18 protein-coding genes are annotated in these 23,678 nt (G+C 67.0%); 3 read left to right on the top strand and 15 right to left on the bottom strand.

Annotation, left to right across the window (positions count from 1 at the left end):
- From addA to AC1DR6_RS14085, 14 genes are all read right to left on the bottom strand, one after another.
- Positions 1 to 3,495: a double-strand break repair helicase AddA gene (gene addA, locus AC1DR6_RS14150; RefSeq protein ID WP_476829876.1), complete on the bottom strand. Its 3,495-nt coding sequence runs from the start codon at positions 3,493 to 3,495 to the stop codon at positions 1 to 3.
- Positions 3,492 to 6,602, bottom strand: coding sequence for a double-strand break repair protein AddB (gene addB, locus AC1DR6_RS14145; RefSeq protein WP_476829875.1), 3,111 nt, complete (start codon positions 6,600 to 6,602; stop codon positions 3,492 to 3,494). Before addB ends, addA begins: the two co-directional genes overlap by 4 nt.
- A complete protein-coding gene (locus tag AC1DR6_RS14140; protein WP_476829974.1) occupies positions 6,595 to 7,299 on the bottom strand; it encodes a nucleotidyltransferase family protein in 705 nt (234 codons plus the stop codon). The genes addB and AC1DR6_RS14140 overlap by 8 nt, the downstream gene beginning before the upstream one ends.
- 170 nt (positions 7,300 to 7,469) lie before the next feature.
- Positions 7,470 to 9,017 carry a tRNA (adenosine(37)-N6)-threonylcarbamoyltransferase complex ATPase subunit type 1 TsaE gene (gene tsaE / locus AC1DR6_RS14135; RefSeq protein ID WP_476829874.1) on the bottom strand — a complete coding sequence of 516 codons (1,548 nt, stop codon included), beginning with the start codon at positions 9,015 to 9,017 and terminating at the stop codon, positions 7,470 to 7,472.
- Positions 9,014 to 11,488: a sensor histidine kinase gene (locus tag AC1DR6_RS14130; RefSeq protein WP_476829873.1), complete on the bottom strand. Its 2,475-nt coding sequence runs from the start codon at positions 11,486 to 11,488 to the stop codon at positions 9,014 to 9,016. The genes tsaE and AC1DR6_RS14130 overlap by 4 nt, the downstream gene beginning before the upstream one ends.
- Positions 11,489 to 11,887: 399 nt before the next feature.
- The gene (gene ahcY, locus AC1DR6_RS14125) at positions 11,888 to 13,282 is read right to left on the bottom strand and encodes an adenosylhomocysteinase (RefSeq protein WP_476829872.1); all 1,395 of its coding nucleotides are present in this window, start codon (positions 13,280 to 13,282) and stop codon (positions 11,888 to 11,890) included.
- 113 nt (positions 13,283 to 13,395) lie between these two features.
- Positions 13,396 to 13,749 carry a hypothetical protein gene (locus AC1DR6_RS14120; RefSeq protein WP_476829871.1) on the bottom strand — a complete coding sequence of 118 codons (354 nt, stop codon included), beginning with the start codon at positions 13,747 to 13,749 and terminating at the stop codon, positions 13,396 to 13,398.
- Positions 13,746 to 13,943, bottom strand: a complete 198-nt coding sequence (locus tag AC1DR6_RS14115) for a DUF2283 domain-containing protein (protein WP_476829870.1) — start codon at positions 13,941 to 13,943, stop codon at positions 13,746 to 13,748. Before AC1DR6_RS14115 ends, AC1DR6_RS14120 begins: the two co-directional genes overlap by 4 nt.
- Positions 13,940 to 14,191 (bottom strand): DUF4258 domain-containing protein, encoded by a 252-nt coding sequence (locus AC1DR6_RS14110; RefSeq protein WP_476829869.1) that lies wholly within the window; start codon positions 14,189 to 14,191, stop codon positions 13,940 to 13,942. The genes AC1DR6_RS14115 and AC1DR6_RS14110 overlap by 4 nt, the downstream gene beginning before the upstream one ends.
- 122 nt (positions 14,192 to 14,313) lie before the next feature.
- Positions 14,314 to 14,628, bottom strand: a complete 315-nt coding sequence (locus AC1DR6_RS14105) for an HPr family phosphocarrier protein (protein ID WP_476829973.1) — start codon at positions 14,626 to 14,628, stop codon at positions 14,314 to 14,316.
- 35 nt (positions 14,629 to 14,663) lie between these two features.
- Positions 14,664 to 15,065, bottom strand: coding sequence for a PTS sugar transporter subunit IIA (locus AC1DR6_RS14100; protein WP_476829868.1), 402 nt, complete (start codon positions 15,063 to 15,065; stop codon positions 14,664 to 14,666).
- A 111-nt stretch (positions 15,066 to 15,176) separates the two neighbouring features.
- The gene (locus tag AC1DR6_RS14095; protein WP_476829867.1) at positions 15,177 to 15,635 is read right to left on the bottom strand and encodes an HPr kinase/phosphorylase; all 459 of its coding nucleotides are present in this window, start codon (positions 15,633 to 15,635) and stop codon (positions 15,177 to 15,179) included.
- Between the two features lie 4 nt (positions 15,636 to 15,639).
- Positions 15,640 to 17,439: a stimulus-sensing domain-containing protein gene (locus tag AC1DR6_RS14090; RefSeq protein ID WP_476829866.1), complete on the bottom strand. Its 1,800-nt coding sequence runs from the start codon at positions 17,437 to 17,439 to the stop codon at positions 15,640 to 15,642.
- 75 nt (positions 17,440 to 17,514) lie between these two features.
- Positions 17,515 to 18,216, bottom strand: a complete 702-nt coding sequence (locus AC1DR6_RS14085) for a response regulator transcription factor (RefSeq protein WP_476829865.1) — start codon at positions 18,214 to 18,216, stop codon at positions 17,515 to 17,517.
- A gap of 7 nt (positions 18,217 to 18,223) precedes the next feature.
- Here AC1DR6_RS14085 and AC1DR6_RS14080 point away from each other — a divergent pair, with 7 nt between their 5' ends.
- From AC1DR6_RS14080 to AC1DR6_RS14070, 3 genes are all read left to right on the top strand, one after another.
- Complete coding sequence (locus tag AC1DR6_RS14080; RefSeq protein ID WP_476829864.1) at positions 18,224 to 19,198, top strand: HugZ family pyridoxamine 5'-phosphate oxidase; 975 nt, start codon at positions 18,224 to 18,226, stop codon at positions 19,196 to 19,198.
- Positions 19,199 to 19,404: 206 nt separating this feature from the next.
- Positions 19,405 to 21,015 (top strand): phosphoenolpyruvate carboxykinase, encoded by a 1,611-nt coding sequence (locus AC1DR6_RS14075; protein WP_476829863.1) that lies wholly within the window; start codon positions 19,405 to 19,407, stop codon positions 21,013 to 21,015.
- A gap of 37 nt (positions 21,016 to 21,052) precedes the next feature.
- Positions 21,053 to 22,063, top strand: a complete 1,011-nt coding sequence (locus AC1DR6_RS14070; RefSeq protein ID WP_476829862.1) for an Lnb N-terminal periplasmic domain-containing protein — start codon at positions 21,053 to 21,055, stop codon at positions 22,061 to 22,063.
- A gap of 145 nt (positions 22,064 to 22,208) precedes the next feature.
- On the opposite strand, the gene AC1DR6_RS14065 is transcribed toward AC1DR6_RS14070, so the two are convergent.
- Positions 22,209 to 23,627, bottom strand: a complete 1,419-nt coding sequence (locus tag AC1DR6_RS14065; protein ID WP_476829861.1) for a sodium:proton antiporter — start codon at positions 23,625 to 23,627, stop codon at positions 22,209 to 22,211.
- Positions 23,628 to 23,678: the final 51 nt, after the last annotated feature.

Genomic DNA, 23,678 nt, shown 5'->3' with positions numbered 1-23,678 from the left:
TTAAACCCGTTCCGGCGGTGAGTAAGAGATCGTTCCGCGGTCCTGCGCCGCCAAAGCCGTCAGCGCAACCTGACGCTGGCCGGCGTCGAGTTCGAAACAGCTCAGATCGGCGGTGTAGACCGCGAGCGCCCGGACGGGCCTGTCGGGATAGATCGCCTGCACCAGTTCGGCATAGGCCGCGAGCTGCGCCACCGTCTGCGGCGGAATATCGTCGGACCGGGCAGGCGGGCGCGCCGTCGTCTTGAAATCGGCGATGATGACGCTGTCGGGCAGGATGGCGAGACGGTCGATCCGGCCCGAGACGGCCCGCCGGCTGCCATCCGGCAGAGCGATCTCGCCGGCGACGGGGGCTTCTGCCAGCGCGCCGGCACCGAACAGCGCCACCAGCAGCGGCTCGCCGAGCAGACGCAAGGCATCGGCGACGATCCGACCGCGCCGATCCGGCGGCAGGGTGCGACCGCGCGCCTCAGCGAGACTGTACGCGGCCTGCGCACGATGCTTGGCCGGCACCTCCGGCAGGATCTGGAGCAGCAGATGCGCAAGCCGCCCGGCCGCCGCCGCTTCGGCGAGGAAAGGTCCGTCGCCGGGGCGGTCCTCGCCATCGGCGGCGGCGAACGCGCCCGAGGGGCGCAGCGGCGGGGCGGGCTCGACCTCGCGCTCCAGCGGCACATCCAGCCATGCCGGCACCACGAGCATCGAGGCTTCCGGTCGCGGTTCGTCCGGCTCGATGGACATGGCAGGCGCGGTCACGCTGAAGCGCAGGATCGCCTCCTCGCCCTCGCCAATCGCCTGCAGGCCGGGCTCCGAGGCCGCGAGGCCCTCCGTCACCATCGCATACCAGCTCCCCGCCGGCGCCTCGCCCTTGGCCTGAGACGCGCAGACGATCAGCCGGTCCTCGGCGCGGGTCATCGCGACATAAAGCAGGCGGTGGTGCTCCTCGACCATCTGCGTGACCACCAAAGCCTTGGCGTCGTGGGTCGCGGCCGTGTCCTCGGCGCTCGCCGGCGGCCAGATCGGCACCAGCGAGCCGCGCGGCTCGGGGACGGCCAAGATCTTGGGCAAGCGCTTGGGGCCGGGCTCGGGGCCGAGATCGGCCAGGATGACGATGCGCGCTTCCAGCCCTTTCGAGCCATGCACAGTCATGACGCGCACCTCGCCGGCGCTAGCCGACAGGTCCCGCTTCACATCGGTGGCGCTGCCGCCGACATGCTGGAGGAAGCCCGCGAGCGAAGGGCCATAGCGTCGTTCATGATCGAGCGCGACGTTGAGGAAGGCGTCGAGCGCATCTCCCGCCTCGGCGCCGAGCCGTGAGAGCGCGAGATTGCGGCCCCTGCCCGGCCCGAGCAGATCGGCATAGAAGCGGAACGGGCCGCAGCGCCCGGCCTCGCGCGTCCAGGCGACGAGCTTCTCCTCGGCTGCGGCATAGCGCGGCTCCGTCGCAGCGGCATCCTGCAAGGCCTGTCGCAAGGAGCCGGTGCGCAGCGGCGCGAGACGCAGCAGATCGTCATCGTTCAGGTCGATCAACGGCGTCTTCAGCGCGGTCGCGAGCGCCAGATCATCATCCGGCAGAAGCAGCGTGCGGCCCAGCACCATCAGATCCTCGACCGCCGGGTGCTCGGCCAATGTCAGCCGATCGCGGCCGGCCACGGGCACGCCGGCATCCTTCAGCGCCTTGACGATGGCCTCGAACAACGCCCCGCGCTGGCGCAGCAGGATCATGACGTCGCCGGCCTTGAACGGATGGCCACGGTCGTCGCGGCCGGTGCGGTGCCAGCGCTGCAGCGTTCGGGCGATGCGCTCCGCCAGCTTGACGATGCCGCTGCGCCGCTCCGGCGCATCGACCGGCGTCGTCCAGGCATCGGGCGGCTCGCCCGTATCGTTGGCGGCCAACGGCCAGATATCGACGGTGCCGGGTGCGCCGCGACGCACCGTGTCATGCAACTCCGGCCGGCCAGCGCCGTCGAAGACCAGCCCGCTCGCATTCTCCGGCAAGGCGAAGACGGCATCGACCGCCCGCATGATGTCGGGGGCCGAGCGGAAGGAGGTGTTGAGCGTAATGGCCTCGAAATCGAGCCGGGCATCGGCGACCCGCCGCTCAAGAGCGTGCCGCTCCTCGCCGAAGGCAGCCGGCGCCGCGCCCTGGAAGCCGTAGATCGACTGTTTTTCGTCGCCGACGACGAAGATCGTGCGCGGTTTCTCGCGGATATCGCCGCCGCTGGTGAACTCCTCCGCGAGCTTGCGCAGGATCGCCCATTGCGCCTCGCCGGTGTCCTGCGCCTCGTCGAGCAAGATGTGGTCGATGCCGGCATCCAGCTTGTAGAGCACCCAGGCGGCCTCGACCCGCTCCAGAAGCGCCCGCGTCTTGGCGATCAGGTCGTCGTAGTCCAGCAGGGAACGCAGGCTCTTCTGACGCTGGTAGGAGGCGAGCATTCGCGTCACCAGCAGCGCGAGCGCTGCGCTGCGATCGCGGATCGCGACCGCGTTCAGGCGCTCGCCGGCAGTCAGGACCAGTTCCGCCAAGGCCTCCAGCGCGAGCAGCGGCGCACCTTCCAGCTCCGATTTGCCGCGGCCCCGGATGTTGCTGTTGATCGTGCCGGCATCCGTGATCAGGCCGCGCCGGCAGAACGCGACGGGGTCGCCATCGTCCTGCCCGGCAAGGAGCGCACGCAGATTGGCGGCGCAGTTCTGCCGCGTGGTGCTCCCGGCCTGCAGCGCATCGACCAGCAAAGGCAGATTGGGCAATGCCGCCAGCCCGCGGCGGAACGACCGATTGATGCTGTCGGCGTCGAGATCGGCGGGAATGCCGAGAACGGCGGCAATGCCGGCACGCACCTCGCGAGGATCGCGCGCGCGCCCGTTCTCATCGTTGAACAAAGCGCGCTGCCGCAGCGCCTCCTGCACCATGGTCTCGAAGGAATCCTGCGCGGCGAGCCGTGCCAGCAAATCCAGCGCCTGCGCCTCGGCGCCACGTGGGTCGGCCGTGACGAGTGCGAGCAGCTCGCGGCGCGCCTCGCGCAGCATCTGCGCCTGGGCCAGATCGTCCGCCACCTCGAAGCGCGGTGGCACGTTCGCCTCGAACGGCGCGGCCTGCAGGACGCGGGTGCAGAACGCGTGGATCGTCTCGATCCTCAAGCCGCCCGGGGTCTCCAGCGATTCCGCGAACAGGCGTCGCGCCTTGGCGCGCTCGGATTGCGTCGGCGCCCGTCCGGTGAGCCTCGCCAGCGCCTCGGTCAGCGCGGGCTCGGGCATGGTCGCCCAATCGCCCAGCGCCTTGAAGATGCGGTTCGCCATGTTGGCGGCGGCGGCCTTGGTGTAGGTGATGCAGAGCATCCGGCCGGGCGCGACATCGTCCAGCAGCAGCCGCAAAACCCGGTTGACCAGCACATAGGTCTTGCCGGAACCGGCATTGGCCGAGACCCAGGCGGAAAGCTGCGGTTCGGCCGCGCGGGCCTGGCGCTGGCTGGTCAGCGGCGGGACGTTCCAGTCCGGCTTCATGTCTCGCCGCCTTCATCGCCGCCACCGGGCGCGGCCGACCACTCCTTGACGCGCGCGAGGTGGTCGTAAGGGCTGGCGTAGCGGATATAATCCGGTGCCCGGCGCGAGACGAACGCTTCGCGGCCGGCGCGCAGCGCCTCGATGTGCTTCAGCAGGTTCTCGAGGTGGCGCGCGGCGACATCGGCGAGACTCTCCTCGCCGAAATCGAGCGGCTTGTCCTTGGCCCAGCCCTTCGGGTCATGATGCAGCTTCATGTAGATCACACCGGACACAGGCGTCGGCCCGGCGAGGCCCTTGAAGCCGGCGCGCGCCGCCAGCTCGGCCTCAAGAGTGAGCTGCGGGGCAAAGCCCTTCTCGACCTGCGCCTTGGTCGGTGGCGCGCCCGTCTTGAAATCGACGATGCGCAAGCTGGGCTCGCGGGTCAGCTCGATGCGATCGGCCCGGCCGTGCAGCCGCAATTCGTTGCCGTCGCTCAGCCTGAAACTTGCGCCGGTGCCAAGTTCGACGCCGATGCGGGCGATCTCGCCGCGGCGACGCTCTTCCCAACGCACGAAATGCCCCGCCGTCAGCAGGAAACGCGGCCACCAGAAAGCTCTCACCTCCGGCACGTCGTCGTATTCGCGGAAAAGACGGTCCCCCATCGCGACGATCTGCGCTTGCGCGTCGGCCGGGAGATGATCGGAATAGGTCGTCGTGAAGGTCTCGACGATACCGTGCAGAAGCTTGCCGCGATCCTGCGCCGTCGGCTCCTCGACGAGGTCGTCGAGCGCGTCGAGCTTCAGGATCTTGCGGGCATGGATCTGGTAGGGGTCGCGATAGAGCGTCTCGACCTCGGTCACGCTGAGCGAAAGCGGCTGGAGTTCGCGCGGCGGACGGGGGGCGGGGCGGCCTACGGGTTTGGCGTCCGTGGGGGCGCTGAGCAGGGCGGCCAGCCGCCGCAAATGCTCGCCGCGCGCCAAAGCCTCCTGCCAGACCGGAGCCGGCGTCACAGCCTGGAGGCGCTGCCAGAAGCGAGAGGCGATCGTCTCGGACTCGCCGGCTTTGCGCGGCCGGGTCAGCGTCACCGAGCGCGCCATCAGCGCTTGGGCGAAATCATGTGCTGTCTGGCCGATACGGCGCTCCGGCGGAGACAGGCCGAGTTCGGCGCGCATCGGGCGGTTGATGAAGGCATCGGTCGTCGTCTGCGGCGGCCACACCGTTTCGTTCAGGCCCCCGAGCACGACATGGTCGGCCTCCAGCAGGCGCGCTTCGAGCAGACCCCAGATCGCGACGCGGGGATGGGCGGAGCTGGCGCGCCTGACCGCCTTTTCGTTCAGCAACCCGTCGAGGATCGCGACGAGATCCTGCGGACGTCCGCCCGGCGGCATCGCGTCCTCGGCGGCGGCAAGCTCGTCGAAGAGACCCGCTAGCGCCTCGCCATCGGGCCCGACGAAGGCGAGCGAGCCGCCCGCCTGCGTTGCGCCGAAGGCCTCGACAGCCCGGCGGGCGGCGCTTGCCACGCTCGCCAGCGAAGGCTCTTCCAGGAAAAGCGCTTCGAGAAGCGGTGCCGTCGCGGCCTCGATGGCATGCAGCAGCGTCGTGGCGGCGGCACGATCCTCCGTCGCCAGGCGGGCGCGTGGCGCCGGGACGTGTCGCCCCTCTCGCATCGTATCCCATTGGCCGAGCGCGACATGCAGCCCGGCCAGGCCTTTGCCGACAGCATTGCCGCGCCAGCAGCCGATCTCCAGCGCAGCCGCGCCGCGCAGCACTGCCTCGCGGCTCAAGCCGAGCCGGCAGAGCGGATGCGCCAGCAGCGGAACGAGGGCGCCCGGCGCCATTTGCGCCAGCGCTGCATCGACGACCAGGCGCAGCAAGGAGCCGGCCGGCCAGCGTCCCAGCGGCAGGCCGGCGGAATCGTCGACTTCGACGTTCCAGCGCTTCAGCTCCACGACGACGCGCTCGGCAAGCCCCCGGTCAGGCGTGACCAGGGCGACGCGCGCGCCTGGCTGCTCCAGCGCCTCGCGCAAGGCGACCGCGATCGTGAGCGCTTCCTCGCGCTCATCGGCCGCCTCGACGATGCGCAGATCGTGCAGGGCCAGCTCGGCCCGCTGCGACGGCAGGCGTTCCGAGAGGCCGGCCCAGAGTTCAGTGACGGAAGCCGGCAGCATCGCTTCGCGCACGAGGTCGGCGCGGGCGGTCCGCGCCTCATCCGGCTGCGCCAGTTCGCGCACGTCGTCGCGTGTCGCCTGCAAGACATCCATCAGGTGATGCAGCGCCGCCTGCGGGTGCGAGGGCGCGGGTTCGGTGCGGATCGCCGTCCAGGCCCGCTCGGGCAGCGCAAGATCGAGCCCGGGCAGGACCACCGCGCCTTGCGGCAGGCGCACGATGGCGGCCAGCAGTTCGGCTGTGGCCGGCACGGTGCCGGTCGAACCCGCCGCGATGATCGGTCCCTTCGCGCCGCCGGCCAGAAGCCTTTCGCGCTCGGCGGCGAGCATGCGATTACGGAACGTGGCAGGGTCGCAGGCGCCCTCCGCATCGAGGATGGACGACCAGGCCTCGCCGAGAATGGCCAGGAAACTCGCATTGAGCTGCCAGACCGTATCGAAGCGCTGCGCATCGAGCACTGCCAGCCTTTCGACGGGGATGCTTTCCGTCTGCAGCTGATCGAGCAGGGCCGCCAGATCGCCGGCGAGCGCATAGGCATCCGCAAGGGTCGCGGGAACCAGCGCGGGCTCGGACGGGTCAAGCCTGAGATGGTTGCGGTTGGCGGTGCGGCCCCAGGCCTCGACCAGCCGGGTCAGCAACAGGCGCCGCCGCAGCGGTTCGATGGGCGCGACCCGATCGGTCGCCCAGCCGCCGGCCCCGATCAGCGCGGTTTCGGCCTCGTCGACATCGCCGAGCGGGACGATACGCGGCAGCAGCAACGGCTTGCCGCCGAGCTTTTCCGCGAGGATCGCGGTGAAGGCGCGGGCGGCGCGACGCGTTGGCAGATAAAGCGTGGCACGCGCCATCGCGGCCGGATCGGCCGGGTCGTATACCGCCCCAAAGCGGCCATCGAGCATCGCCTGCGCCAGCACCTCGAGAAAAGGCGCACCGGCAGGGATGTTGAAGAGGTTGAGTTCAGGCATCGACCGGCTGAACGGAGAGCACTGCTTCGGCCGGAGAGATCGCTTCGGGCGTGCCGACATGCAGCCAGCGGCCCTCCAGCGTCACGCCGAACAGCCGTCCTGCGGCGATGGCGCGGTCGAACAGCAGGTTGAGCGAGAACGGCCCGTCAGGCGTATCCACGAACAGCTCGGGTTTGAGGATGGCGACGCCGGCATAGATCCAGGGTGCACGGGAGGCCGCGCCTCGGCGCGTCAGCGCGCCATCCTCTCCGAGAAAGAAATCCCCGGCGCCATCGAAGCCGAGGCTGGTGTCGAGGTCCGCGAGCAGAAGCAGAATGTCCATGCGCTGCGGGTCCCAGGCGTTCGCCATCGCCGGGATCGCGGGCTCGCCGGTCTCGCGCCAGAGCGCGTCGGAGTTGGTATGGAAGAAGGGATCGCGACCGAAAAAGGGCAGCGCCTTCTTTACACCGCCGCCGGTTTCCAGCAGTTCGGCCCGCTCGTCCGAGATGGTGATGCGAGGCCGGGTGCGGCCGGCGAGATGGGCCTCGACCTGCCCTGCGAGGTGATGGACGTTGACGATAGCGTCCGCGACGCCGGCACCCGCCAGCCGGTCGAGCATATGGTCGAGCATGGCCCGGCCCGCGATCCTCACCAGGGGTTTCGGCAGGGTGTCGGTGATCGGGCGCATGCGCTGGCCGAGCCCCGCCGCCAGAACCATCGCCCTGCTGATCGGCTGCGAAGCGGGTGGGTTCACGCGAATCTCTCCGAGGCGGGGCTGCTTGTCTTAGCGCGTCATGGTCGGGCTTGTCCCGACCATCCACTCCCCCGGTCGAGTGCGGTTTTCAAGACGTGGATGGCCACAAGGGCGAGCATGACGGCGAGGTTTTCTCAACCCGCCTCGAACAGCCTCGGCATATGGGCTTCGTACCAGCCCTTCAGCTCTGCCAGCGCAGGATGATCGAGGTTGCGGCGCAGATAGGTCTCGATGCGCGGCAGGTGCTTGAGGTAGCCGGGCTTGCCATCCCGTTTGTCGAGGCGGGCGAAGATGCCGGCGATCTTGGTGTTGCGCTGCGCGCCGAGGATCGCATAGGCGCGGGCAAACTGTGCGAGGTCGAAGTCGGGAGCCTCGGTCCGGCGCGCGGAGCCGTAGGCGGCCAACAGCCGCAATTCGAGCGCGGCCGGCACATCGACCCGCGCATCCTGGCCGAGCGAGACGAGGTCGTAGGCGGGGTGGCCGAGCAGGGCATCCTGAAAATCGATCAGGCCGACCTTGCCCAACCCTTCACGACTGTCGAGCCAGATCAGGTTCGGCGAATGGAGGTCGCGCAAGGTCCAGGTCGCCGGAGCTTCGAGGATCTCGTCGAAAAGCTTGTTCCAGATGCGTCCGAACTCGGCCTGCGTCACCGCCGGCAAGGTCACGCCGGCGATATGCGGGCCATACCAGTCGAGCATCAGCTCGGTCTCGATTGCCATCGCCTGGCGATCATAGTCCGGAATGGTGTGGTCGCGCCCTTCGACGACCGGCAGGATCGCCGGCAAGGTGTGCCGATGCAGATCCGCGAGCAGGCGGGCGGACGCCTCGTAGCGTTCGGAAATGGGGTTGCGGTCGGCATCGAGCACCTCCTCCCCGCCGAGATCCTCGATCAGCAGAAGGCCGGTTTCCAGATCCTGCGCGTAAATCTCCGGTGCGGAATAGCCGAGCGAGCGCAATCCGCGATCCATCGCGACGAACGCATCGACGTTCTCGGCCAGATGCGCGATCTCGCTATAGGATTTGCCCATGCGGATCGGCGGCCCATCGGGGCGCGGCGGCGAAATCATCAGTACGGCGGTCTTCTCGTCGCCGCGCGTCAGCCGTTCATAGGCGCGGGTCGAGGCATCGCCCAACATGAAGTCGCGGCGGGCGCCGGCCCAACCCGCCCCATCGATCAGACGTCGCGCCGCCACCGCGATCGCGACCCGCTGTTTCCAGAGGACGCCGCCCGAAAGATCGGCGATGCGGCCGGTTTCCGGGCGATCGGGGTCGACCTCCAGCACGATGTCGAGCCTGCGGCCCGCAGCGAGCCTTGTGCCGGCGCGGTCGGGCCATTCGACCAGAAGCACCGCCTGCTCGATATCCTCGATCAGGCCGATGTCGTCGAGTTCGTCCGGTGAACGGACACGGTAGAGATCGGCATGCAGCACCGGGCCACGCGGGGTGTCGTAGCTCTGGACCAGGGTGAAGGTCGGGCTCGGCGCCTCGAGGACAGGATCGCCGGACAATTCACGCAACATGGCACGCGCGAACAGCGATTTGCCCGCGCCGAGATGTCCCGACAGGGCGACGATATCGCCCGGCTTGACGATCGCGGCGATGTCGGCCGCCAGCCTGATCGTCGCCGCCTCATCGGCGAGCATCATCCGATGCTGCCCGGCCGTCATCGTCTCGCTGGTCATTCGGCGGCGTCCGACAGCGGCATGCCGCGAGCCGGGAAGACGGCCGTGACGCAGGTGCCCTCGCCGGGCTCGGATTCGAGCTCGACATGGCCGCCATGCAGCTCGACGATCGAGCGCACCATCGACAAGCCGAGGCCGACACCACGATGGCCCGAGCCGAGGGCGTGGCTCTCGAACCGCTCGAAGACCTTTTCCTTGATCTCGTCGGGGATGCCGGGACCATGATCGGACACGGAAATCCGGACATCGCTGCCGCGGCGGCCGGCACTGACAGTGACGGTCTGGCCCGGCGATGAGACGCCGATCGCGTTGGACAGCAGGTTGAACAAAACCTGCCGCAGGCGCTTGCCGTCCGCCTGAAACGGCCCCGTGCGCGGGTCGATCTCGACCTTGAGCGTCAGCTTGCCGTCGGTCAGGCGGTCATGCAGTCCGGCGGACGCTTCGGCGATGGTATCGGCGACATCGATGTCGTGGACATCGAGCGTCATCGCGCCATTGTCGATGCTGGCGAGGTCGAGGATGTCGTTGATGATGGCGAGCAGTGCGCCCGACGAACGCACGATATGGCCGGTGTAATCGCGCTGCTTCTCGTTCAGCGCTCCGACCGTCTCGGTGCCGAGCAACTGGGCAAAGCCGATGATGTTGGTCAGGGGCGAGCGCAGCTCGTAGGAGACGTGGTGGACGAAGTCCTCGCGCAACCGCGAGACATGCTCCAGCGCGTCGTTCTTTTCGGTCAGCGCACGCTCGACATTCACGCTGGCGGTGACATCGGCGAAAGAGATCAGCGTCGCGCCGTCCGGGAGCGGCGCGGTGGCGATATCGAGCACCGTGCCATCGCGGCGCTCGATGCGGCTGCGATACTCTTCGCGTGCATCGCGCACGCCGGTGACGGCGCTGACGAGTTCGCGCCAGATGTCCTCGTCCGGAAAGAGCGGGCGGCACAGCATGACCACCTGCTCGACATGGGGGGCGCTGGCGAGCAGGCCTGAATCGATCCGCCAGGACTGGGCGAAGGCGGGGTTGGACAGCTTCAGCCGGCCATCGGAGCCGAACACCGCGACACCCTCGCGGAGCGAATCCAGCGTCTCCCGCTGCGTGCGCATCAGCGCGTTGAAGCGCGATTCCAGCGTGAAGCGCTCGGTGACGTCGTCGTAGAGATAAGTGACGCCGCCCTGCGGATTCGGGCTCGAGATGACGTGGATGGTGCGCCCGTCCGGCAAGTACCACCAATCCTCGCTCGCCCGCGTCGCGGTATAGGCGGCATGGACGGCGCCTTTCCAGCTGCGATAGTCGCCGAGTTCGGGCAGGCGCCGCTCGGAGCGGAGCCGGTCGAGGATCTCGCCGTCGGTCGGCTGCCCGTCGAGGAAACCGGGGTCGAGCGACCACAGCGCCTCGAAGCCGGTGTTGCGGTAGGCAAGATGCTGCGAGCCGTCGAAGACGGCCACCGCCGTCTTCAGCCGGTCGAGCGTGCGGACATGGGCGTCCATCTGGCGCTGGAGATCGGCGCGGACGGCCTCGAGCTCGCTCATATCGGTGGCAAAACCGGCGAAACCGGTCGGCGTCGGCAATTCGACCACGTCGAGCATGCGGCGCTGGCCCGCGACGACGGCAGGCGTGCGCAGCGAAAACGAGCTGCCCTGGCGCCGGGCGCGGGCGGCGCCGTCCCGGTCGTTGCGGTCGAGCAATTCCAGTCCCGCCCTGATGCAGCTGGCCGCGTCCGCGGCTTCGACCGCCCGGGCATAGGCGGCGTTGACCCAGGTCAGCCGTCCGTCGGCATCGCGCATCCAGGCTGGATGGGCCAGACTTCCGAGCAGCCCGGAGAAGGCGGCCTGGTCGCCCGTCAGCCGCTCCAACTCGCTGCGCAGGGTCATCACCTGGGCCCGCTCGCCGGTCACCTCGCGGAAACGGATGACCGCGCGGCCGGCCACAGGGCGGCCCTGAACATCGATGAAAGGCCCGGATTTGCTGCGCAGCGTGAAGCTGAAGGCCTCGCCACGATCCTTCAGGGCGTCGGTCGCGACTTCCAGCCGCTTGGCCTCGGCCGGCGGGGCCCAGCTGCCATAGGCCAGAGCGAGAGTAGCGCCGGGCGCGCCTAGAAAACCGCTGTCGCCCTCGAAGACGGGTTGCGCGTCGCGCCCGCTCCAGCTCACCACCACCTGCGGATCGGAACCGAGCAGGATCGAAAGCCGCTCCTGATGGCTGCGCGCCGCCTCGAGATCGCCTGCGAGCTTGGCCTCGCGCTTCTGCCAGCGCGACCGCTCGCGGACATAGACGAAGGAGGTGGTGGCGGCGAAAACCGTGAGGCCGGCGAAGACCAGCGAGAGCGCACCGGCGTTCATCAGGTCGCTTTTGACCGGCACCAGCCAGCTATGCTGGGCCAAAGCCGGGAGAGGCGCCAATGTGAGGGCAGCCGGCAGAAGAATGCGCGGTCGGCGGCCGCCATCCTTCGTCTGTCGCTTCGCGCCTGTCATCCTGCGTCTGCCGCCTCTCGCGCCGTCAGGCGCATCATCCACGCGCGTCGCGCCCGGAATCGCCATCGCGGAGCCGGGGTCAAACCCTCTCCGGACGCCGATACACGTGCGCCACTACGCCAATCACATAGAGCTTCGACCGGGCCATGCGTGCCGCGCAGCGCCCCGAATCAGCCCCACTGTAATCACCGCTCGACTCCGTCAGGAAGTGCTTAATCGGAGGTAAACGGAGGCTATTTTCCTATGCCGGAGACAAGATGCATAGATCCTCAATCTCTAGATTCGGACCCTCGCCGCAGCACCATTAGTGGTATGTCACAGCCCTAATAAATCGACATTCCAGCGCATAAAAAAGCCCGGCTTGCGCCGGGCTTTCCAAATCGTCGGGAGGGACGACGTTCAGTAGCGGTAATGCTCGGGCTTGAAAGGGCCGGTCTGCGGCACGCCGATATATTTGGCCTGCTGGTCGTTCAGCACGGTCAGCTTGGCGCCGACCTTGGCAAGGTGGAGCGCGGCGACCTTCTCATCGAGATGCTTGGGCAGGGTGTAGACCTTGCTCTCGTATTTCGCGTGGTGGTTCCAGAGCTCGATCTGGGCCAGCGTCTGGTTCGAGAACGAACAGGACATCACGAAGGACGGATGACCCGTGGCGTTGCCGAGGTTCACGAGGCGGCCTTCCGACAGCAGGATGATGCGCTTGCCGTCGGGGAATTCGATCTCGTCGACCTGCGGTTTGACGTTGTCCCACTTGAAGTTCTTCAGGCCGGCGACCTGGATCTCGGAATCGAAGTGGCCGATGTTGCAGACGATGGCGCGGTGCTTCATCGCGCGCATGTGGTCGACCGTGATGACATCGAGATTGCCTGTCGCGGTGCAGAAGATGTCGCCGCGCGGGGCAGCTTCATCCATCGTCACGACCTCGTAGCCTTCCATCGCCGCCTGCAGCGCGCAGATCGGATCGACTTCGGTGACGAGGACGCGGCAGCCGGCCTGGCGCAGCGAGGCCGAGGAGCCCTTGCCGACGTCGCCATAGCCGGCAACGACCGCGACCTTGCCGGACATCATCACGTCCGTGCCACGGCGGATGGCGTCGACCAGCGACTCGCGGCAACCATAGAGGTTGTCGAACTTCGACTTGGTGACGCTGTCGTTGACGTTGATCGCCGGGAACGGCAGGCGCGAGGCCTTGGCCAACTCATAGAGGCGGTGGACGCCGGTGGTGGTCTCCTCGGAGACGCCCTTGATCGCGTCGCGGGTCTTGGTGAACCAGCCCGGATTGTCCTGAAGCTGACGCTTGATCAGCTTGAAGAAGATGGTCTCTTCCTCATTGCCGGGCTTGTCGAGGAACTCGGTCTTGCCGGCTTCGGCCTCGGCGCCGAGGATGATCAGCATGGTGAGATCGCCACCATCGTCGAGGATCATGTTGGGCGTGCCGCCATCGCCCCAGGTCGCGGTCTTCAGCACGTATTCCCAGTATTCCTCCAGCGTCTCGCCCTTGATGGCGAAGACGGGAACGCCGGTCGCTGCGATCGCGGCGGCGGCATGGTCCTGGGTCGAGAAGATGTTGCACGAGGACCAGCGCACATCGGCGCCGAGTTCCGTCAGCGTCTCGATCAGCACCGCGGTCTGGATGGTCATGTGCAGGCAGCCGGCGACGCGCGCGCCCTTGAGGGGGTTCTTGCCCTTGTGCTCCTCGCGGATCGCCATCAGGCCCGGCATCTCGTCCTGAGCCATGTTGATTTCCTTGCGGCCGTAATCCGCAAGCGCAATGTCCTTGACGATGTAATCCGACACGAGGCTCTCCGACGCTGTCTTTTAATGATGGCGCGTCTTTAGCAGCCTCGGCCGCTCCGCGCAATCAAAGATATAAAGATGTCTTTATATCTCCTGCGAGACAGCGCCCTGCGTCATGTCCGGCAAGCGAAAGGCGGGAAGGTGCTCGCCATGCCCGCATTCATCGCCACGATCACCATCGTATTCGCCATCTTCAGTTCCTGCGGCGAGCGGGCACAGACATCGTGCGCTCCAGAACAGCCCGAAGCGAGGAAGGCCGCGTGCCGCGCCAGGAAATCCGGGCCCAGCCCCTCGCGGCCGTAGCGCGTGAGCGCCTGCTCCCAGCCCTTGCCGTAGCGGACGCATTTCTCCTCCGCCCAGCTACGCTTGGCCGGCGCCGGCGAAGCGGCCGACGCGGCGACCGTGATGGCGCAGATTAGCCCGGCCATCATCATGGGCAGCGCGTAAACCCGTTCCAAAATGCTCACGCAGCCGTCAACCGATCGAGTTGGGCACCTTGGGCAAGATGCGAGGATGCATCGAGAATTTCGACGGCCACAATCCTTCCATCGGCATCGAAGTCGAAGACCACGCCGGGCCGCACCTCTTCGCTTTCACTGACGGCGGCTTCCGCGAAGCGCAGATAGAGCGAGTCAGTGTCTGCGTCGTAATGACTTTTCATCGTCTGCGACCTCGGTCGAGAAACAGTGTGATGATGCGAAATTCATCGCCGACCATAGTGTATACCACACGCAGCACACGACCGTCGCGCTCGGGCAGCGCGCGAAAGACACGCTGCCTGTCAGGGTAAGTCGGGTCGTTCTCCCGAAATTGCGGCTCCAGCACCGTACGCTTGACCCAGTCCCGTTCGATGCCGCGCTCCGCCAGCATGATCTCGGCATGAGCGCTATAGATCAGTCGGTCCGGCATTGACGGCCACTGGAAGGACAGGTTCCTCGAAACAGGACGAAGAAGAAGCGCAGCACCACAGGCAACGAGGCGGCGCCAGGAATCACCTTAACGATCCGGCGCGCCATCGCTGCATTCTTCGCCTACTCGCCCTCACCGAAGCGATCGGCGATCAGGGCGCCGAGCGCGTCGAGCGCTTCAGCGGCATCCGCGCCCTTGGCGGCGATGGTGATGGTGGAGCCGATGCCGGCGCCCAACGTCAGCACGCCCATGATCGAGGTGGCGCCGACGGTCTCGCCGCAACGGCTGACCGTGATGTCGGCCTCGAAACGCGCGGCGCATTGCACGAACTTCGCCGTCGCGCGGGCGTGCAGGCCCTTCCTGTTGACGATCTCGAAATTGCGATGAAGGGCGCCCGGCGGGATCTCGGTTTCGGGGCAGCCGCAATCCTCGTCCATGCCACCCGTCCCGTCCATGCCCGTCGCGCTCACCCCTATTTCCCGGCCAGCACGCGGCTGGCGACGGTGATGTATTTGCGGCCTGCATCCTGCGCGGCGGTCACCGCTTCGTCGAGGGTCTTTTCCTCGCGCACGCTGGCAAGCTTGATCAGCATCGGCAAATTGACGCCGGCGACGACGTCGATACGGCCTGGCTCCATCACAGAGATCGCCAGATTGGAGGGCGTGCCGCCGAACATGTCGGTGAGGATCACGACGCCGCGGCCGGTCTCGACCTGCTCGACCGCCATGATGATATCCCGCCGCCGGCTCTCCATGTCGTCATCGGGAGCAATGGCGATCGTCGCGAGATTGGCCTGTGGGCCGACGACGTGTTCGAGCGCGGCGCGGAACTCCGTCGCCAGATGCCCATGAGTCACGAGGACCAGTCCGATCATTCAATCCATCACCGGAGAGCGCGCACGGCGCCCGGACAAGGTCGCGGTTTATGCGGCAGGTGCGAGACAATCGCAAGCCGGTTGCCGACGAAGATGTCGAAAACGCGACGATCAGCCGGCTTCCGTGAATAAATCGAGCGCGGCCAGCACGAGCCGCTCGTCGCCGGCCCGACCCGCGACCCGCAGACGCGGCAGGTCGATCCCGCAGAGATTGTCGACGAGGTCTTCGGGCTCGGGCATCCGAACAGGCGCCTCGCCGAGCAGATCGACGACGAGCCTCACGGTCGCGGCCGGCGTCGAGGGCTCGGGCGTGAGGCCAAGGCCGCGCCGCTCGACGACGCCTTCCAGCGGGGCGACGGGGCGGACGACAAGCCGGCCCGCCATCGCCGCGAGTTCGACCCTGTCATCGCCGACCAGGCGAGCGAACCGGCCGGCCTGGGCCGCAAGCCCGATCAAAACCAGAGCCAAGGTCGATTTGCCGGTGCCGGAGGGCCCCCGGATCAGGATACCGGCTTCGCCGATGACGAGCGCCGTCCCATGGACGCGCTGGCGGTTTTCGACGCGAGGCATGAGGTCAGGCAGCATGAGTATAGGCGGCCGGCAGGCAGACGATGAAGCGGGCTCCCAGTCGTTCGGGCTCGCCGTCCGGCCCCTCGGCGCCGAGCCTGTTTTCGGCCCGGATCGAGCCGCGATGCGCCTCGACGATCTGGCGCGAGATCGATAGGCCGAGGCCCGAATTCTGGCCGAAACCCTCATTGGGCCGGTCGGTGTAGAAGCGCTCGAAGATGCGCTCCAGCGCATGCGGCTCGATGCCCGGTCCTTCGTCCTCGACCGTGACCAGAACGTCGTTGGCGACGCGCGAGAGGGTGACCTTGACCGGCTTGTCCGCCGGCGAGAAGGAGCGCGCGTTGTCGATCAGGTTGACCAGCACCTGACCGATGCGGGAATCGTGCCCGAGCACGAGGAAGGCGTCGTCGCCCGCCCGCTGGCTGCGGCGCTCGGCCGAGAGCTCGATCCGGGGCTGGCCTTCGCGCCGTGTCTCGTTCTGCACCGTCGTCACCGTCTCCAGCACCTGCGCGACATCGACCGGGGCGGAATCGTTGCGGGCCAGTTCCGCGTCGAGGCGCGAGGCGTCCGAGATATCGGAGATCAACCGGTCCAGGCGCCGGACATCGTGCTGGATCACCGCCATCAGCCGCCCGCGGGACTCCTCGTTCCTGGCGCGCGGCAGGGTCTCGACCGCGCTGCGCAGCGAGGTCAGCGGATTCTTCAGCTCATGGGCCACGTCGGCGGCGAAGCTCTCGATCGCCTCGATGCGGCTGTAGAGCGCCTTCGTCATGTCGCGCAGCGAGCCGGACAGGTGGCCGATCTCGTCGTGGCGGCTGCCGAAATCGGGGATCTGCTCGCGCGACTTCACCCCGCGCCTCACGCGTTGAGCCGCATCGGCGAGCTTGCGGATCGGCTCGGCGATCGTCCCGGCGAGCAGCACCGACAGCACGATCATCACGCCGGCGGCGACAGCGAAGACCTGGAAGATGGCGAAGCGCTCGGAGGCGATGACCGCGTCGATGTCCCCGCCTTGCGTGGAGAGCAGCAGCGCGCCCTTGATCGCCCGGAAGCGCTGCACCGGTACCGCGACCGAGACGATGGTCTGGCCACGCGTATTGACCCGCACCACGCTGGCCGGCGTCCCCGACAGCGCGCGCGCGACCTCCGGGTAGGAGCGGCCGTTTGCGTTCTCGAAATCGTCATAGGCCGGCACGTCGGCGCGGCCGAGCTTGTTGCGCAGCATGTTCCAGGTGCGCTCGAGCAGAGGCGGCTCGTCGGGTTCGCCGACGCGGGGGAGATCGAGCCGCAAAACCTCGCCGCGCGAATAGAGGCTGCGGGAATCGATCGTCAGCATCCCGTCCTTGTCGTAGACGCGGGCGCGGGTCTTGGTCGGCGTGACCAGCCGGCGCAGCAGCGGCGCCACCTTCTCCGGATTGATCGAGAAATCGAGCGGATCCTCGGCGATGCCGGCGCTCTCGCCGGCCTGCATCTGCAGCAGCTTGTCGGGATCGATCGTGATGGCGTCCGTATCGACCGTGGCGGAGGCCGCGATCGCGCCCGCGATAATCTCACCTTGCGTCAGCAGGCTCTGGACCCGGGCCTCGATCAGGCCCTCGCGAAATTGATTGAGGTAGAGAAAGCCGACGAGCAGGGCAAAAAGGCCGCCGAGGTTGAGGACGAGGATACGGCGCGTCAGGCTGGAGGCGGCGCGCGAGGAAATGGCGCGGCCCAGCCTTCGCCCCGCCAGCGCGAGCCGCTTGCCGGGGCCGCCGCCTAGACGCTTGCCGGACTGAGCCGGCCGGGCTTCATCGTCGATCGTTGCCATCGTCCGCGGTTACGCCATCTCCGGCCGGTTCCGTCTACCCGGCGCGACCGTCGCCTCCAGGCGTTTCGGCCCGCTTCAGGCTTCCTTGAAGCGATAGCCGACGCCGTAGAGCGTCTCGATCATGTCGAAGTCCACATCGACCTGATTGAACTTCTTGCGCAGGCGCTTGATGTGGCTGTCGATGGTGCGGTCGTCCACATAGACCTCGTCGTCATAGGCCGCATCCATCAGCGCGTTGCGGCTCTTCACCACACCGGGGCGCTGCGCCAGAGACTGCAGGATCAGGAACTCGGTCACCGTCAGCACCACCGGCTCACCCTTCCAGGTGCAGGTGTGGCGCTCCGGGTCCATGCGCAGCAGGCCGCGCTCCAGCGCCTTGGCGTCCTCGGTCCGGGGGGCGGCGGTCGGATCCTTGGCGCCGGCGCGGCGCAGGATCGCCTTGACGCGCTCGACCAACAGACGCTGGGAAAACGGCTTCCGGATAAAATCGTCGGCGCCCATTTTCAGACCGAACAGCTCGTCGATCTCCTCGTCCTTCGAGGTCAGGAAGATCACCGGGAGGTCCGACTTCTGGCGCAGGCGGCGCAGCAGCTCCATGCCGTCCATGCGCGGCATCTTGATGTCGAAGATCGCGAGGTCGGGCGGGTTCTGCTTCAGCCCGTCGAGAGCCGAGGCACCGTCGGTGTAGGTCATGATCCGGTAACCCTCGGCTTCGAGCGCGATGGACACCGAGGTCAGGATGTTACGGTCGTCGTCGACCAGCGCAATCGTTGGCATAAGAGTTATGTCTCTTGTTCTTGCAGCAATAAAATATCTCCACTCCCCTGCGAGAGCGGCCAAAGCATGGCAGCAATCTAGCGAGGTCTGGGCGGTTCCGCTATGGCTGAACGTTCAAGCACCGCAACTGTTCGCGAAACGCCGATTTCGCGCAGTCTCCGGCGACGGAATCGATGACGCAAGCCGCGATGCCCTCCGCCATCACCCCGCGCGGTCTCGAACTCGGCGGCAGTGCGCCCGCCACGTTCGACCCGGTCGCGATGGCTCGGCAGGTCCTGCGGACGGCGCGCATCGCGGCGCTCGCGACCCTGGATCCGCAAAGCGGTTTTCGCTGGCGACGCTGACGAACGTCGCGACCGATGTCGATGGAAGCCCGCTCTTCCTGGCCTCTCAGCTCTCCCTGCACACCCGCAACATCGAGGCCGATGCGCGGGTTTCCCTGCTGGTCTCCTCGCTCGGCAAGGGCGACCCGCTGGCGAATTCCGCACGGCTTTCCGTCGTCGGCCGGACCGAACGCTGCGGGGATGCGAACGCCCGGCGCCGCTTCCTGAGCCGCCATCCCAAGGCGAAGCTCTATGCCGACTTTCCCGATTTCGCGCTGTATCGGGTCGCTGTGCTGGGCCTGCATCCCAATGGGGGCTTCGCCCGGGCTGGCGCGATCGCGCCCGAGGAGGTGTTGCTCGACCTCGCCGGCTGCGAACCTCTCATCCTGGCCGAGGACGAGGCGCTGGCGCATCTGAATGCCGATCACGCCGAGGCGCTCGCGCTTTTCGCCACGCGGCTTCTGGGCCTTTCCGCCGGGCGCTGGAAGGCGACGGGGCTCGATCCGGAAGGGCTCGACCTCGTCAATGGCGACGACACCGGCCGGCTGCGCTTTCCCGAAAAGGTTTGCGAGCCGGCGATGCTGCGAACCATGCTCGCTACGATGGGCGAAACAGCCCGCTGCGTCCCTGGCGCGCGACCGCACAATCCCGAGCGCTAGCATTCAATAGCGCCCGACAATTCAAACGATTTAGCCGAGGCGCAGACAGTTTTCGTGATTTCAATGGCTTGAGCCGGGAGCCGCCACGCCCTAAACACCCGCTCAAGGCAACAAGACCGCGCCTTATGTCGATGCTCGTAAAGGGCACGACGCATCCATAACGATTTCCGGCCCGATCGGGAGGGGCCGGCATCCGGAGGTTATCAGTGAAGAATATCGGTCAGTTCAACGCCGCCAAGGGCTCCGAGAGCTTCGGCTTCGACAAGCTCGCGGCCGTGCACTGGAACCTGGAAGCGCCGCAGCTTTATGAGGAGTCCCTGCGCCGGGGCGAATCCGAGCTAGCGCGCGGCGGCGCGCTCTGCGCCGATACCGGCAGCCATACCGGCCGTTCGCCCAAGGACAAGTTCACGGTGCGCGACGCGCTGACCGAGGGCACCGTCTGGTGGGAGAACAACAATTCCATCAAACCGGAGCAATTCGAGACGCTGCTGGCCGATTTTCTCAGGCATGCCGAAGGCAAGGAGCTGTTCGCGCAGGATCTGTATGGCGGCGCCGACCCTGCCCACCGCGTCAAGGCTCGGGTCTACACCGAGATGGCCTGGCACTCGCTGTTCATCCGCAACCTGCTGATCCGCCCGGAGCGGGCTGATCTCGACGCCTACGTCCCCGAGATGACGATCGTCGACCTGCCGAGCTTCAAGGCCGACCCCGCCCGCCATGGCTGCCGCAGCGAGACGGTCGTCGCGATCGATTTCACCCGCAAGATCGTGCTGATCGGCGGCTCGGCCTATGCCGGCGAGATGAAGAAATCGGTCTTCACCTATCTGAACTACGTGCTGCCGACCAAGGGCGTCGTGCCGATGCACTGCTCGGCCAATGTCGGCCCCAACAACGATCCGGCGATCTTCTTCGGCCTCTCCGGCACCGGCAAGACGACGCTCTCGGCCGACCCCGAGCGCACGCTGATCGGCGATGACGAGCATGGCTGGTCGAAGGAAGGCATCTTCAATTTCGAGGGCGGCTGCTACGCCAAGACCATCCGCCTCTCGGCCGAGGCCGAGCCGCAGATCCACGCGGCATCGCTGCGCTTCGGCACGGTGCTCGAGAACACGGTGATGGACGAGTTCACCCGCGAGGTCGATTTCGACGACGAGAGCAAGACGGAGAACACGCGCTCGGCCTATCCGCTCGACTTCATCCCCAATGCCTCGCGCACCGGCCGCGCCGGCATCCCGAAGAACATCGTGATGCTCACCGCCGACGCCTTCGGCGTGATGCCGCCGATCGCCAAGCTGACGCCGGCCGAAGCGATGTACCACTTCCTCTCCGGCTACACCGCCAAGGTCGCCGGCACCGAGCGCGGGCTGACCGGCGTGACGCCGGAATTCTCGACCTGCTTCGGCTCGCCTTTCCTGCCGCGGCACCCCTCCGAATACGCCAATCTGCTGCGCGATTTCATCGCCAAGCATCATGTCGATTGCTGGCTGGTGAACACGGGCTGGACCGGCGGCATCTACGGCGTCGGCCGGCGCATGCCGATCCGCGTCACCCGCCGGCTGCTCTCGGCCGCGCTCGACGGCTCGCTCAACCGCGCCGATTTCCGCCGCGATCCGTATTTCGGCTTCGCGGTGCCGACCTCGGTGCCAGGCGTCGAGCCGCATATCCTCTACCCGGTGAAGACCTGGCAGGATAAAGCTGCCTTCGCCGAGACGGCCAAGAACCTGACCGCGATGTTCGCCGAGAACTTCGCCAAGTTCGAGGCGCATGTCGACGATGCGGTGAAGGCGGCGGCGCCATCGAGCTCGCTCCCGGCTTGATCCCGAAGATTCGGAAATCGTACCAGGCGAGGCGGCGATGAGCCGCTTCTTTGTCGTCTTGCTGAACCTTGTCCTCGGGCTCCTGATCCTCGGCACCACATTGTGGGGCTCGGGCTTGCTGTATTTCCGCCTGCCGGGTGCGGTCGGCGTAGCAGCCGCGCTGGCCTTCGGCCTGGCCGGGGTGGCCGGGCTCGTGGGACTGTGGACGCAGGACGCCCGGCTGCCGCTCGGCTTCGCCGTGCTGTTCGTCTCGCTGCTCGGCTGGTGGAACGGGATCAAACCCTCGCATGAGCGCGACTGGATCCCCGAACTCGCCCATCTGCCGACGATCGCGCGCGAAGGCGACACCTTCACCGTCACGAACCTGCGGAACTTCCGCTGGCGCACGGAGCAGGATTACGACCAGCGCTGGGAGACGCGCCGCTACGATCTCGCCAAGCTCGAAGGCACGGACATTTTCCTGAGCTACTGGACAGCCGAGGCGATCGCCCATCTGCTGGTCTCCTTCACCTTTTCCGACCAGCCGCCGCTGACCTTCTCGGTCGAGATCAGGCGCGAGAAGGGCGAGGAGTATTCGGCGCTGGCCGGCTTCTTCCGCAGCTATGAGATGGCTTATGTCGCCGCCGACGAGCGCGACATCGTGGCGCTGCGCACCGATGCGAGAGGCGAGGATACGCGGCTCTATCGCCTCAGCGCTTCGCCGGCCCAGTCGCGCGACCTGCTGCTGGCCTACGCCAAGGACATCAACGACCTCGCCGACCAGCCGCGCTGGTACAACACGCTGACGACCAACTGCACGACGGTGGTTTTCCACCTTGTCGGGCAGGTGGCGCCGGAGTGGAAATTCTCGCTGCCGCTCGATCCGCGCGTGCTGCTGTCGGGCTATCTCGCAGGCTATCTCCAGCAGATCGGCGCGCTGCGGCAGGACATTCCGCTGGCCGAGCTGACGCGGCTCTCCCGCATCAGCGAACGGGCGCGCACGCTGTCACCCGACGATCCGGAGTTTTCGGCGAAGATCAGGGACGGCGTGCCAGTCGGGAGGCCCTGAGAAGGGCGTCATGGTCGGGCTTGACCCGGCGATCGGCGCCGTCCGTCATGCTCGCCCTTGTGGCGAGCATCCACGTCTTGAACACCGCTCTCGCCGGACGAAGACGTGGATGGCCGGGACAAGCCCGACCATGACGGCGTGGCCCTTACCGGAAGAACAGCAGCGTCTGCACGATAAACAGCGGGATCAGGATGCCGCCTGACCAGAGCATGTAGCCGAAGAAGCTCGGCATCTTCACCTTCCGGTCCTTGGCGATGGCGTAGACCATGAAGTTCGGGGCGTTGCCGATATAGGTGTTGGCGCCCATGAAGACCGCGCCGGCCGAGATCGCCGCCAGCGTCAGCGCACCTGTTGTCATCAAATCCCTGGCATTGCCGCCGGCCAGCTCGAAGAAAACGAGATAGGTCGGGGCGTTGTCGAGGAAGGACGACAGGATGCCGGTCAGCCAGAAATAGGCGACCGTGTCATGGCTGCCATCGGTGCGATTGACCATCGCGACGAGGCCTGAAAAGGCGCCATCACGCCCGGCCTGCAGCATCGCCAGCACCGGAATGATGCAGATGAAGATGCCGGCGAAAAGCTTGGCGACTTCGAGGATCGGGCCCCACGAAAACTCGTTTCCGGCGCGCACTTGCTTGGGCGTCAGCCAAAGCGACAGCGCGGCCAGCCCCAACAGGAGCCCATCGCGCGCGAGATTCTGCAGCTCGACATGAACGCCGTGGATATCGAAGACGACACCCGGTTTCCAATTGGCGGAGAGCAGGATCGCTGCGATCACCCCGCCGAGCAGCGGGATGTTGACCTTGCCCCAGAGCTTGAGGTCGCGATCGAGCGTCGGGTCCTGCAGCTTCGGCCGGCTGTCGTCGCGGTGGTAAAGCCAGCTGTCGAGCGCATAGAACAGCGGAAGCAGGACGAGGACGGCAAAGCCCGTCTCCGGCAGCAGGTGCGTCGTCGTCCAGAAGAAGTCGACCCCGCGCAGGAAGCCGAGGAAGAGCGGCGGGTCGCCGAGCGGCGTCAGCGACCCCCCAATGTTCGAGACCAGGAAGATGAAGAACACGACGACATGAACGTTGTGGCGACGCTCGTCATTGGCGCGCAGCAGCGGCCGGATCAGGATCATCGAGGCACCGGTGGTGCCGACGATGCTCGCCATCACCGTGCCAATGGCGAGGATGACGGTGTTGGTCGCCGGCGATCCGTGCAGGTTTCCGGTGATCAGGATGCCGCCGGCAATCGTGAACAGCGAGAACAGAAGGATGATGAAGGGCAGGTATTCGAGCAGCGCGGTGTGCAGCACCGCGCCAAGCGATGCATCTGCCCCGCGCAGCAGCACGAGCGGCACCAGCAACAGCAGCGCCCAGAAGGCGGCGAACTTGCCGTAGTGCCGCTCCCAGAGATGATGGAACAGGATCGGCCCGAGCGCGATCGAGAGCAGCATGCCGGCGAAGGGCAAGGCCCAGGCCACGCCCATCGTCGCGCCACCGATATCGCCGGCCGCCCACGCCGCGCCCGGCACTATGGCAAGGCTTACCGCTAGAGCGAATGTTGTCAGCCGCTTTGCCATTCCGCTCCTCGCCTAGACCGCTTGCTGTATGGACAAGCCCTCGTCCTGAGG

Source organism: Allobosea sp. P5_A5 (assembly GCF_056400625.1).
The sequence above is the reverse complement of the archived record's forward strand: the minus strand, read 5'-3'. Positions and strand labels throughout refer to the sequence as shown.